Genomic DNA, 12,215 nt, shown 5'->3' on the forward strand with positions numbered 1-12,215 from the left:
TTTTTTCTCCCCCCTCTTTTAAATTTTTTAAAATACCATCAGCCTCCGAGAATTTGTTTTCCCATTTGAGCCAGCTGATGATCAGGCTGAATTTCCAATGCTTTGTTAAACATCTCAAGCGCTTTTTCTTCCTGTTCCTTAAATCCATATGCAACACCAAGATTATAATAAGCATCTGCATGCTCTGGGTCTAACTCAATGCAGCTTGTAAATTTCTCCATTGCTTCATCAATATATTCCCCTTGCGCAAGGCATAAACCAAGCTGGAACAATGCTTCTGCATCCTCACTGTTCAGCTCAACGGCACGCTGCAGAAAGGGAATAGCAAGAATCGATTTTTCCAACCCAATATATGTCATGCCCAGCATGAAATAGTTGTCACTCGATTCGAGTCCTTTCTCAAGTGCTGTCTCGAACATCGCTTTAGCAGACTCAAGCTCCTCCTGTTCAAAATAGACTGTTCCTGCACTATAGTAAGCTGCGGCCATATCCGGATCAATTTCTATCGCTTTTTCATAGAAGGAAACAGCTCTGCTTAAATCACCCAACGCTGACAGCACATTTCCAAAGTTAACATATGATACTGCGTTAGCAGGGTTCTTTTCAATTTCTTCCATAAACACTTTTGCTGCTTCTTCAAATTTGCCTTCTTGCATATATTTAATTCCTAATTGATTTGTCTCCACTTATAAACACACTCCGTTTCTCACTAAAAGTATAGCATATTTTAGCCTAATGGAAATCTTCCAATTCACTCTGCATTTCTTTCTTAAAAAAAAGAGAAACAGCTGCTTAATTCCAAAGGAAAAGCAGCAAGTTTCTCTTTTTTTATCAGCCTACATATGTTAATTGCTCGTTGTTGCGGTACACTTTATCTATTGTTCCGCCGCCAAGGCATTCTTCTCCTTGATAGAAGACAACTGCTTGTCCTGGCGTAACTGCACGAATTGGTTCATGGAAAGTTACTTTCACTTTCGAATCATCGAGCAGTTCCACTGTCACTTTATTATCTGGTTGACGATAGCGGAATTTAGCTGTACATTCGAATGTTTTTGGAGTTGAATCATTAGAAACCCAGCTCACATTATCAGCAATAATGCTGTCAGAGTAAAGCATATCATGATGGAACCCTTGACCTACATACAGCACATTTCTTTGCAAGTCTTTGCCGATAACGAACCAAGGATCACCGCTTCCGCCGATGCCAAGACCGTGTCTTTGCCCGATTGTATAGTACATTAAACCATCGTGTTTACCAACAACCTTGCCATCGAATGTTTCCATATTTCCTTTTTGTGCAGGCAAGTAACCGCTCAAGAACTCCTTAAAGTTCCGTTCGCCGATAAAGCAGATACCTGTGCTATCCTTTTTCGTTGCCGTCGCTAAGTTCGCTTTAGCAGCCAGCTCCCGCACCTTTGATTTTTCCATCCCGCCAATTGGGAACATAACCTTGCTTAACTGCTCTTCTGTTAATTGGTTAAGGAAATACGTTTGATCTTTATTTTCGTCCTTGCCGCGCAGCATGCGGACTTTGCCATCTTCTCTGACAACTTGCGCATAATGCCCTGTAGCCAAATAATCTGCGCCAAGACTCATTGCATGCTCTAAAAACGCCTTGAACTTGATTTCTTTGTTGCACATAACGTCAGGGTTTGGCGTTCTTCCTGCCTTATATTCATCAAGGAAGTAAGTGAATACTTTATCCCAATATTGCTTTTCAAAATTGACCGCATAATAAGGGATACCCAGTTGATTGCAGACACGGATAACATCCTCATAGTCCTCTGTTGCTGTGCAGACGCCGAATTCGTCTGTATCATCCCAGTTTTTCATAAATATGCCGATAACGTCATAGCCTTGCTCTTTTAAAAGCAGTGCAGCAACAGAGGAATCGACTCCACCTGACATGCCGACAACTACGCGTGTATCTTTTGGTGCTTTTTCCATTTCATTCCCCCCTGTATTCCATAGTCCTATCTATTTGGAAGAATACAGTTCAAGCTAGTCAGATAAGCTTATTGCCTGTTAATCTTTGCACGATTTTAGACAGCTCAGATCCGACCTTTTTGATCTGTTCTTCTGTATTGTATAACCCGAAGCTAAATCGAATAGAGTTCTTCGTCCTTTCTGAGTTCTCGCCAAACATGCTTACGAGTACATGGGAAGGATCGATAGAGCCTGCTGTACAAGCAGAACCGCTTGAAGCAGCAATGCCTGCCAAATCTAGATTTACGAGCAGTGCCTCTACATTTGTTCCAGGAAAGCTTAAGTTTAAAACATGTGGCAGCATATTTTCAACTAATCCGTTTTGCACAAACTCAATTTTATTTTCTTCCAATGTTTGAACAAGCGTTTTTTTAAAGCTTTCATACTTTTGCTTTTTTTCCTGTCTCTCAGAAATGGCGATTTCTGCGGCCAGTTGAAAGCCTGCTACTGCTGGAACATTTTCCGTACCAGCTCTGCGCTTTCTTTCCTGTTCACCGCCAAATAAGCGTGGTGAAAGCTGAATGCCATTTTCAATATAAAGGAAACCAATTCCTTTAGGGCCATTGATTTTATGAGAAGAAACGGACAGAAGATTGATATGCTGCTTCTTCACATCAATTTCCTCCATACCGTAAGCTTGGACAGCATCTGTATGGAAAAGGGCCTGATGGTCTTTTAGGACTTCTCCTATTTCAGCAATAGGCTGGATTGCGCCAACTTCATTGTTTCCATACATAATTGTCACAAGTATAGTATCGTCTCGCAATTCCTTTTTCAACACATCAAGATCAATCACACCAAATTCATTAACAGGAAGATAGGTAACATCAAAACCTTTTTTCGCCAGCTCCTCACATGCATGCAAAACTGCGTGATGTTCAATTTCTGTTGTTATGATATGTTTCCCAAGATGTTGATAGCTTTCAGCCACTCCAAATATTGCGTGGTTATCCGCTTCTGTCCCGCCGCTTGTGATAATGATTTCCGACTCTTGCGCTCCTATGCTTGATGCAAGGCTGGCTCTGGCATTATCAATAATCTTTCGGGCCTGTCTTCCAAATGTGTGAATGCTTGAAGGATTTCCATAAATCGATTGCATCACTTCATGCATTCTTTCGATAACCTTAGGATGCATCGGCGACGTTGCCGCATGATCCACATATATATGTTCCAACTTCTTCACCTACTAAAGTTTTATTCTAAATAGCAACTATCTTATAGTAATAGGATAGGCACATTCTTTCCAATTATTTGTTTCAACGATTAAATATAGAACATGTATGAATCTGTATCATTTTCCTCTTTATGGTTCGCCAAGTCCTCAATTGTTGTGGAATCAAGCACTTCTTTAACTGCATCACGGATTTTCATCCATAGAGCTTTTTTAGCAGGCTCCTCGTTTTCAATCCCCTCAACAGGACTGATTGGTCCTTCTAAAGTGCGGATGATATCACCTGCAGTGATGTTTTTCGGGTCGTCACCAAGAACATAGCCGCCGTATGCTCCTCTGATGCTTCGGACAAATCCTGCGTTGCGGAGCGGTGCTACAAGCTGCTCTAAATAATGCTCTGACAAGTCATTTGTCTGTGCAATTGACTTAAGGGAAATCGGACCGTCTCCATGTTTTTTTGCTAATTCCATCATAATTGTTAAGCCGTAGCGGCCTTTTGTTGAGATTTTCATAAACCAGCACTCCTATTATTAGCTATTTTTTTATGTCGATGATGTGATTTTTTCACATTTGCCAGCAGCAATTCCGTCCATTTCTGGCATTGCGGAATACTGAAACCAGCGATTTTACCGATGATAACCGCATATGCGACCGTTCCCCAAAATACAGGTCCGCCCATAAGCCAGCCTGAAAACAGAACAGCCGCCTCCATGATAAACCTGGTTTTAGAAATACTTAAGCCAAGCTTTTGTGATAATACAAGCATCAAACTGTCTCTTGGCCCCGCTCCCAGGTTCGCAGAGATATAAAAGCCCATTCCATAAGCCATGATAACAAGACCAAATAAAAACATTACTTCCCTACCAAGTAATGTGGGAGGTGTCTTAATAAATGGCATCATTAAAAATAAATCAATAAAAATACCTACTAACAGCATATTGAGAAATGCACCGATCTGCGGGATTGACTTGGAAAGGATTGCACTTACAAAAAGGACAAAAAAGCCGACAATGATCGTCCAGCTCCCAATTGTCAAACCAAGTTGGTAGTACAAGCCGATATTCAGTACATCCCACGGAGCAGAACCTAAGTCTGCTTCTATCAAAAGAACAATTCCAAATGACATGATAAGCAGGCCGACAATGAATATTACCGTTCGCCATGTAAGCTGTCTCATCTTCAATGTGGCTTCCATTCTTTATATCCACCTTTACATGTTTACAAATATCCGCAGCAAATTGAACAATATGCATTATAACATATTCCCTCTTCACGCCGCTTGCTTCAACACTAATACTTTCATTATGAATATGATATATCCTATCTATTCAATAGGATATCATATTTCTGGTCTTTTTTTTGGTTTTTAAGTGGTTGCTTACGTAAAATTTCGTATTAAAGGCTGTATTTTGTTATTTCCATGACAAACAGGCAGCTTTTTTAAAAAGCTGCCATTGCATTAAATTTCATCTGCAGTAAACTCATTCAGTCTCATGACAGACAATGCCATAATTTTAATGCCATTTAGCAAACTATCCAGTTCAAATGACATTTTTGGATGGTGCAGGCCTGGTTTTAGGTCTGTACCTAAGCCGATCATTGTCGAGTGTAGGTTTTTTAATTTTTTTGCATAAAAATGGAAGTCCTCGCCTCCTGGTGTGACTGGTGGCGGAACAAGTCCTTTTTTACCAAGCACTTCTTTAATGCTGCCTGCTACTGCTTCTTCCATCGCATTATCCTTCTGTGCTGCAGGCATCTCAGACAAGAGCTCTAACTCTACTTTAGCTCCATTTGCTTCTCCAGCGTGATAGATGCTCCTCTTTAGTTTATCGATAAGGTCATTCATTGCTTCATTCGTTTGTGCTCGCGCATCAATGCCGAATTCTGCATAATCAGGAATGATATTAAAGCTTTTCCCTCCGCCTTGAATGAAGGTCATCTTTGCTGATGCAGGTATGATAGGATTAAGCGGTATAGCGCGAATTGCCGTATTAATAGCCGTAATACTGTCTATAACATTTATTCCTAAATGATGACGGGCGGCATGTGCCTGCAAGCCAAAAACCCGCCCTTTAAATGACGCTGCTGCTCCGTGATAGATAGCTGGAGATGCTTCATTATGCCTCATTTCCTGAATCGGCCGCAAATGAAGCCCAAGTAAATAGTCCACATCATCTAATAAATTTTTATTGATAAAAGAAAGGGCACCGCCGCCTGTTTCTTCTGCAGGCTGAAAAAAGCTTTTAATCATTCCTCTCGGTTGTACCCCAAGCTCTTTTAGGCATTTGAGTGTAAAGAGTACAATTGTCATATGGGCATCATGGCCGCATGAATGATTTGCCTTCCATACACCGTCGACATTTTGCCATAATGCATCTATATCTGTGCGCACACCGATAGTTGGTCCGGTCCTGTTATTGCCCCAATAGCCGACTGCTCCTGTTTGGTCCGAAAAAGTTTTATAAGGTATATCTAGCAAATCAAGCTGTTTGCATATAAAAGCTGTTGTATGATGTTCCTCCCAGCTAATCTCTGCATGTTCATGCAAATAATGATACATCGCTTTTATTTCTACTTCTTTTTTGTTCACCCAATCTATTACTCTATCCTTCACTGTTCGTCCTCCGCTCCCTGTTACCAACCAATATACCGAATGTTCTGTGTTTTCAAATCATAGGAGCACAATCTTAGCATTGCAAGAGATTGTGCTGTATGTTGATTAATTATTTGTGAATGTCTTTTTTCCTAATAAGTATTTTTCAATCACTTGCTCGTTCAGCTCATAACCGATGCCTGGCTTTGTTGGGACTGCTATTTTTCCTGGAGCAGACATAATCACCTCAGGCTGGATAATGTCTTCCTTCCAATAGCGATCAGAAGCAGAAGTGTCACCGGCAATTGTAAAGTTCGCAAGCGAGGTTATAGCAATATTATGAGCCCTGCCGACACCAGCTTCAAGCATTCCTCCGCACCAGACAGGAACATTATAATTATCACATAAATCATGAATTTTCTTTGCTTCTGTCAAACCGCCGACGCGGCCAATTTTCAAATTGATAATCCTGCAGCTGCCAAGCTCGATTGCCTTGCGGGCATCCTCAGCTGAATGGATACTTTCATCCAGACAAATCGGAGTGCTTAGCTCCTTTTGCAGAACAGCATGGTCAATCATGTCGTCAAAGGCTAAAGGCTGTTCAATCATCATCAGCTTGAATGCATCTAATTTTTTTAAATGTGTCAAATCTTGCAGGGAATATGCTGAATTCGCATCGGCCATAAGAGGAATCCCAAATCCGAACTTCTCCCTGATTTTCGCCAATGGCTCCAAATCATAGCCTGGCTTTATTTTAACTTTTATTTTTTTATAGCCATCTGCCAAATATCTTTCGATTTTCAAGAGTAGCTCGTCTAGCGACTTCTCTATTCCAATGCTTACGCCAACATCAATGCTTTTTCTCGTCCCGCCAAGTGCATGGGCAAGGGACACTCCATTTTTTTTGCTGTAAAGATCCCAAACAGCTCCTTCTAATGCTGCTTTTGCCATATTATTTCTTCTGATTGGTGCGAATATATTAGAAACGTCGTCTGGATGGTTAATGGTGCTATTAAACAAAAGAGGAATTAAAAATTCTTCTATTATATGCACAGAAGTGCCTGTAGTTTCTTCACTGTAGCCTGGATTTGGCATAGCAACGGACTCTCCGTAGCCTACATGCCCGCCGCTGAACATTTTAATAATCAGGAAGTCCTTTTCCATTAAACTCCCGATACTTGTTACAAATGGATGCAGCAACGGCATCCTTAGATGAAGAAGCTCGATTCTTTCAATCTTCAAAACTAACTACACGTCCCTTAATCGTTAAATTCGGTAAAGCTTTATTGTTTTTTCTCGTTTTCTGTCCGGAATCCTGCCAGCCGTTCGTAAATAGCCTTAAGCTTTTTCTCTTCTCCCGCCTCAGTTGGCTGATAGTATTGCGTTCCTTTAAGCTTTTCTGGCAAATATTCTTGATTGACCCAGCCGCCGAATGTGCCGATTGGATAATCATGAGGATACACATAGCCAACATGGCCGAGCGCTTTGCTTCCAGCATAATGGCCGTCGCGGAGATGCATCGGAATATCCCCAACATGGCCACTCCTAACATCAGCGATTGCTGCATCGAGGGCCTTATAGGCTGCATTTGATTTAGAAGATAAACACATTTCTACAACAGCAACAGATAAAGGAATTCTTGCTTCAGGCAATCCAAGCCGCTCACTTGCTGTAACGGCTGCAAGTACATTATTGCCTACAGATGTTTTCGCAAGACCGACATCTTCATAGGCAATTACAAGCAGTCTTCTGTTAACAGCAACAAGATCACCAGTTTCGAGCAAATGAGCAAGATAATAAAGAGCTGCGTCAACATCGCTTCCGCGAATGCTCTTTTGCAGGCTGGAAAGAAGGTTATAGAAATGAGACCCCTTCTTATCTCCATAAACTCCGACTCTTTCAATCATTTGTGCGACTGTTTCATCTGTTACAACAAATGTATCTTCTTCTTTATCAGAGGAATAGACAATAGACTCTAAAAGGGTTAAGGATTTCCGAGCATCTCCATTCGTTCCTTGGGCAATTTTTTTTATTTGTTCATCGCTTATCTTTATCGACAGGGTGCCTAGACCCCGTTCTTCTTTAATAGCCCTAGTAAGTAGCTCCTCAATATCAACCTCTGTCAATCTTTTAAGCTGCTTAATCTGCCCGCAGCGGCTTCTGATGGCAGGATTCACATCATGATACGGGTTTTCAGTAGTTGCACCGATTAAAACGATATCCCCTCTTTCCACATGGGGAAGCAAATAGTCTTGCTGTGCTTTGTTGAAGCGGTGAATTTCGTCGAGAAACAGCAGCACTTTCCCTGTTAATCTCGCTTCATCCACGACTGCCTCCACATCCTTTTTGCCTGCTGTTGTCGCATTTAAGGCAATAAACGGCAAATTTGTCGTACCGGCAATCGCAAAGGCAATGGAGGTCTTTCCTATGCCTGGCTCCCCATATAAAAGCATGGACGGAACATGACCATTTTTAATCATTTTATATAAGCCTGTTTGTTTGCCGATTATATCCTTTTGCCCGACTACTTCATCAATGGTAGTCGGCCGCATTCGATAGGCTAGTGGTTCTCCATTCACTATATGTACACCTCTTTACTCGCACTACTTTAAAAACTATTATATCGCAACTTACCCAATAAACGAAAAAGTTTAGATGAAACACCAAAAAGCGGATGGTTATATTCCATCCGCAAAAACCTAACTTATGCCGCAACATCTCTTTTCTTGAATACGAAAAAGGCAAGCATGTGAAAAATCAGGAAATAAACACACAGCATTACAATTGAAAATGTTAATGTCATGCCTTCCATTAATGGAGTACCTTCAAAATACTGAGTCAAATCTGTATTAGCAAATAAAATATATTTTGCCCATTCAAACTTTGTCGACAGCATGTAGGTCACTGTGCCGCCCATAAACATTAAGAATATCGAGATTCCAACAGCAAGTGAACTGTTGCGGAATACACTCGAAATCATAAACGCCATTGTCGTAATCATCAGCAGATCGATTGAATTCAGTCCATATGTTATTAACAGATGGAGAATCATACTTTGTTCTGTCACTTTTCCGTCATGATAATTTAAATAGGGAGTGCTGCTCTCTGGGAATCCGAACAATATGGCGCCCAGCAATAAAGCAAAACCAAATAGAACCAAAATTAAACATACCCCAAACAATATTACGGACAAATACTTAGAAAACAGTATTTTGGCTCTTCCAATCGGGCGTATTAGCAACAGCTTTACCGTACCCCATGTAAACTCGTTTGCAACTATGCCAGCTGCAATGATAATGGTAAACAAGCCGGCAAAGGAGATGAGTTCTGAACTATCTGATATAAAATCCCACACAGAGTAATCCACATTTGTAGTAATATCATGCTCTAATCGATATTCATTAATGGCAATCTGTGACCTTGTATATTCAATTAAATCAGGGGAGACTGTTCCTTCATCGAGCTGTTTTTGATATTCCTTGTTTTCCATCTCTAAACCTTGGCGCCAATTTTCATTGTCAGGAACAGATAATCCATTTTCCTGATACTTCGTAATGGCTCCAATAGCGATTACACTTAGAAGCAAAAGGACAACCATTACGTGTGTGGCTGCACGCTTCCATATCTTCATCCATTCATTTTGCAACAGCTGCAGCATTACAATTCCCCCTTCTCATTTGTTACTTCTAAGAATCTGTCTTCAAGTGTCTTAGAAACTTCTTTAATTCCATAAATGGAGAAATCCTGACCCGAAAGAAGTTTTACCAATGCTGGAATCTGCTCTTTCGTTACTGGGATTTCTATACCTGCAGCACTTTTGGACACCTCTATGCCAGGCATATACTCACGTACAACACTTAAAGCTTCGTCGCTACGGTCTATTTCCACTTCATAGAGCTTTTCTGTGTTGTTGACAAAGTCCTTCACCAATTGGACATCCACCAGTTTGCCTTGCTGGATAATACCAATCCGGTCACACATCATTTCCATTTCCGACAACAGATGGCTGGAAACTATTACGGCCATCCCTCTGTTTCTGGCGAGCATTCTTAAATGGTCGCGAATTTCTCTTATTCCTGCTGGATCTAAGCCGTTTGTCGGCTCATCCAATATTAGAACTTTTGGATCATGCAATAAGCTTTGTGCAAGTCCAAGTCTCTGTCTCATCCCAAGAGAATAGGTTTTAACCTTGTCACGTATTCTATCTGTCAGGCCGACAAGCTCAACCACCTCATTAATCTTCTCCTTGCTTACTCCTCTTGTCATCCGAGCATAATGGACTAGATTATCGTAACCTGACAGGAATTTATACATTTCTGGGTTTTCTACGATTGCACCGACATGCTGCACAGCCTTTTCAAATTCCTTGGTAATGCTTTTTCCGCTTATTAAAATATCACCGGCTGAAATGTTTATTAGGCCAACAATCATTCGAATGGTCGTTGTTTTTCCGGCACCATTTGGGCCAAGAAATCCAAACACTTCACCTGCTTCTACATTAAAGCTTAAATTATCAATGATTTTCCTGCCTTTAATCACCTTTGAAACATTTTTCAGTTCAACAATGCTTCCCATTTTATCTCCCCTTTTTTATGAATGCTTGATATTGTTCTTCATCCACTCCACAATAGACAACCCTTGCTCTTCTTTCAGCTGGTCAACATGAAAATGCGCCGCTAAATGTCCCTTATTGATAACAACAACATCATCCAAAATTGGCTCTATTTCAGCAATCTCATGTGTAGCAATAATAACTGTCTGCTTTTCAAAATCAATATAATGGAGCAACCCCTTAACGATCGAATCTCTTACCATCGGGTCTAGTCCGGAAAACGGCTCATCCAGCAACAGAACTGGAACCTGCCTGCTTAAAGAGAGAACCAGCTTCAATCTTCCTCTGTTGCCCTTTGACAACTCTTTAATTTTCTTGGCCTTATCAAGCTCCATGAAATGAAGTAGCTCCGTTGCCGTCTCAAGGTTTAAATCCTGAAACTGCGAGGCAGAAAAGCTGATCATGTCAGCAACAGTAAAACCATCGTAGAACATATCTAATTCCGTCAAATACGATACATCTGCTGCTATTTTTCGATTAACCTGTTTGCCATTTACAGTGACAGTTCCAGAGGAAGGCTGAACGAGTCCTGCAATAAGTTTTAAGGTTGTTGATTTTCCGCTGCCATTAGCACCGACTAAGCCGTAGATTTTCCCTGGCAGAAAAGAGAAATCAACATCTTCTAAAGCTGTTTCTTTGCCATACTTTTTTGTAACTTTCTCTAATTTAATCAATCTTTTCAGCCTCCTCCCCCTGCTTAAATGCAGCTTTTAGTTCTGCAATCATTTCCTCTTCTGATATTCCGAGTTCCTTCATACTCTCGACAAACCTGCCAACAAGTTCAAGCTGCAATTTTTTCTTCACTTCCTCTAGCACTTCCTTCTTTTCGGTAATGAATGTCCCTTGCCCTCTTCTCGTTTCCACGATATTCATCCTCTCCAATTCACTATAGGTTCTTTGAATTGTGTTTGGGTTCACTCCTGAATCAATGGCCATTTCCCGTACAGAAGGCAGCTTTTGGCCAACCTTTAATTCCTGTCTTGCAATCTGCCGCATAATCCGATCAACAATTTGCATATAAATCGGCCGTGATTGCTTGTAGTCATCTGCCATGCAGCTTACACCTCTACTTTCTTATCTAACAGCCAAGACGAAACCCAAAAAATAACAAGAGCTGTCAGACAATAGCCTGCTAGGACAAACACGGAAATGTCTGTTGCTTCAAAGGTAGCTTGAAAGGAATTCATACCTGTTTCCATCTGAAAAGCTCTACCTAAATTAAACATCCCTATTTCTTTTATATCTTTAATAAAGCTGATTTTCCCAAACTGTTCTTTTAACAGTTCCCATCCATAGAAAAAGGCAATGAGGATAATCCAGCGAAATTTCTTCAACCATAGGATGGCTCCTAAACTGTGGTAGACAGTCCAATAAAAGATGACCCAGATGCTCAAGTAAAAAGAGATTAACCATATTGCCGCAGCCATAAATACAATATCAAATGCAGTAAACATTTCTTGAAATTCTGCTATCGGCAAAAGACTTAAAATGGTAATAATGGTTATAAGGACAGCGGAGCATAACGATAATATAGAACAGGCCGTAAGCTTTGACAGCAATAATTGCACACTGCTTGCTGGATTATGGAGCCACAATTGCGTTTTGCCTTCCAAATTAAGTGATGTCAGCAAAGACCCTGGTAAATAAATAACATGGGCAATAATTAAAGCAATCGAAATGGTTCCTGCCAGCATGCTAGTGCTGTAATAACCAGAAAGGAACCAGCCAGCCGCATAGGCGATTGCCATAAAAATTAATATCGTATAAAAATAGCCGATGGTTATTTTTAAGTCCTTCCTCAACAAGCCTTTAAATGCTTTCATATTCTTCCTCCAAAACTTTGTATTAGTGTA

The 12,215-nt window shown here is 40.7% G+C and carries 13 protein-coding genes; all 13 read right to left on the reverse strand.

Features of this window, described 5'->3' with window-relative positions:
• Positions 1 to 38 precede the first annotated feature (38 nt).
• Positions 39 to 686, reverse strand: a complete 648-nt coding sequence (locus MKX82_RS14075) for a tetratricopeptide repeat protein (protein ID WP_237941736.1) — start codon at positions 684 to 686, stop codon at positions 39 to 41.
• 145 nt (positions 687 to 831) lie between these two features.
• Positions 832 to 1,947, reverse strand: a complete 1,116-nt coding sequence (gene mnmA, locus MKX82_RS14080; RefSeq protein WP_233313053.1) for a tRNA 2-thiouridine(34) synthase MnmA — start codon at positions 1,945 to 1,947, stop codon at positions 832 to 834.
• 58 nt (positions 1,948 to 2,005) lie between these two features.
• Complete coding sequence (locus tag MKX82_RS14085) at positions 2,006 to 3,160, reverse strand: cysteine desulfurase family protein (RefSeq protein ID WP_233313052.1); 1,155 nt, start codon at positions 3,158 to 3,160, stop codon at positions 2,006 to 2,008.
• Between the two features lie 89 nt (positions 3,161 to 3,249).
• A complete protein-coding gene (cymR, locus tag MKX82_RS14090; RefSeq protein ID WP_233313051.1) occupies positions 3,250 to 3,669 on the reverse strand; it encodes a cysteine metabolism transcriptional regulator CymR in 420 nt (139 codons plus the stop codon).
• Positions 3,666 to 4,352 carry a YczE/YyaS/YitT family protein gene (locus MKX82_RS14095; RefSeq protein WP_233313050.1) on the reverse strand — a complete coding sequence of 229 codons (687 nt, stop codon included), beginning with the start codon at positions 4,350 to 4,352 and terminating at the stop codon, positions 3,666 to 3,668. The genes cymR and MKX82_RS14095 overlap by 4 nt, the downstream gene beginning before the upstream one ends.
• 264 nt (positions 4,353 to 4,616) lie before the next feature.
• Complete coding sequence (locus MKX82_RS14100; protein ID WP_341077914.1) at positions 4,617 to 5,771, reverse strand: M20 peptidase aminoacylase family protein; 1,155 nt, start codon at positions 5,769 to 5,771, stop codon at positions 4,617 to 4,619.
• Between the two features lie 105 nt (positions 5,772 to 5,876).
• Positions 5,877 to 6,992, reverse strand: coding sequence for an o-succinylbenzoate synthase (gene menC, locus MKX82_RS14105; protein WP_341077916.1), 1,116 nt, complete (start codon positions 6,990 to 6,992; stop codon positions 5,877 to 5,879).
• 41 nt (positions 6,993 to 7,033) lie between these two features.
• Complete coding sequence (locus tag MKX82_RS14110; protein ID WP_341077919.1) at positions 7,034 to 8,329, reverse strand: replication-associated recombination protein A; 1,296 nt, start codon at positions 8,327 to 8,329, stop codon at positions 7,034 to 7,036.
• Positions 8,330 to 8,454: 125 nt separating this feature from the next.
• On the reverse strand, positions 8,455 to 9,408 hold the full coding sequence (locus MKX82_RS14115; protein WP_341077920.1) for an ABC transporter permease: 954 nt from the start codon (positions 9,406 to 9,408) through the stop codon (positions 8,455 to 8,457).
• On the reverse strand, positions 9,408 to 10,325 hold the full coding sequence (locus MKX82_RS14120; protein WP_341077923.1) for an ABC transporter ATP-binding protein: 918 nt from the start codon (positions 10,323 to 10,325) through the stop codon (positions 9,408 to 9,410). Before MKX82_RS14120 ends, MKX82_RS14115 begins: the two co-directional genes overlap by 1 nt.
• 15 nt (positions 10,326 to 10,340) lie before the next feature.
• Positions 10,341 to 11,036, reverse strand: coding sequence for an ABC transporter ATP-binding protein (locus tag MKX82_RS14125; RefSeq protein WP_233313044.1), 696 nt, complete (start codon positions 11,034 to 11,036; stop codon positions 10,341 to 10,343).
• Positions 11,029 to 11,415 (reverse strand): GntR family transcriptional regulator, encoded by a 387-nt coding sequence (locus MKX82_RS14130; protein WP_233313043.1) that lies wholly within the window; start codon positions 11,413 to 11,415, stop codon positions 11,029 to 11,031. Before MKX82_RS14130 ends, MKX82_RS14125 begins: the two co-directional genes overlap by 8 nt.
• A 5-nt stretch (positions 11,416 to 11,420) precedes the next feature.
• The gene (locus MKX82_RS14135) at positions 11,421 to 12,185 is read right to left on the reverse strand and encodes a hypothetical protein (protein WP_341077926.1); all 765 of its coding nucleotides are present in this window, start codon (positions 12,183 to 12,185) and stop codon (positions 11,421 to 11,423) included.
• Positions 12,186 to 12,215 lie beyond the last annotated feature (30 nt).

The sequence above is a fragment of the Niallia sp. FSL R7-0271 genome (assembly GCF_038005785.1).
Classification (GTDB): domain Bacteria; phylum Bacillota; class Bacilli; order Bacillales; family Cytobacillaceae; genus Niallia.

Bases quoted from the DNA above. Each gene is read 5' to 3' on its own strand.
- mnmA (WP_233313053.1), bottom strand. From the start codon at position 1,947: ATGGAAAAAGCACCAAAAGATACACGCGTAGTTGTCGGCATGTCAGGT.
- cymR (WP_233313051.1), bottom strand. From the start codon at position 3,669: ATGAAAATCTCAACAAAAGGCCGCTACGGCTTAACAATTATGATGGAA.
- MKX82_RS14095 (WP_233313050.1), bottom strand. From the start codon at position 4,352: ATGGAAGCCACATTGAAGATGAGACAGCTTACATGGCGAACGGTAATA.
- MKX82_RS14115 (WP_341077920.1), bottom strand. From the start codon at position 9,408: ATGCTGCAGCTGTTGCAAAATGAATGGATGAAGATATGGAAGCGTGCA.
- MKX82_RS14120 (WP_341077923.1), bottom strand. From the start codon at position 10,325: ATGGGAAGCATTGTTGAACTGAAAAATGTTTCAAAGGTGATTAAAGGC.
- MKX82_RS14130 (WP_233313043.1), bottom strand. From the start codon at position 11,415: ATGGCAGATGACTACAAGCAATCACGGCCGATTTATATGCAAATTGTT.
- MKX82_RS14135 (WP_341077926.1), bottom strand. From the start codon at position 12,185: ATGAAAGCATTTAAAGGCTTGTTGAGGAAGGACTTAAAAATAACCATC.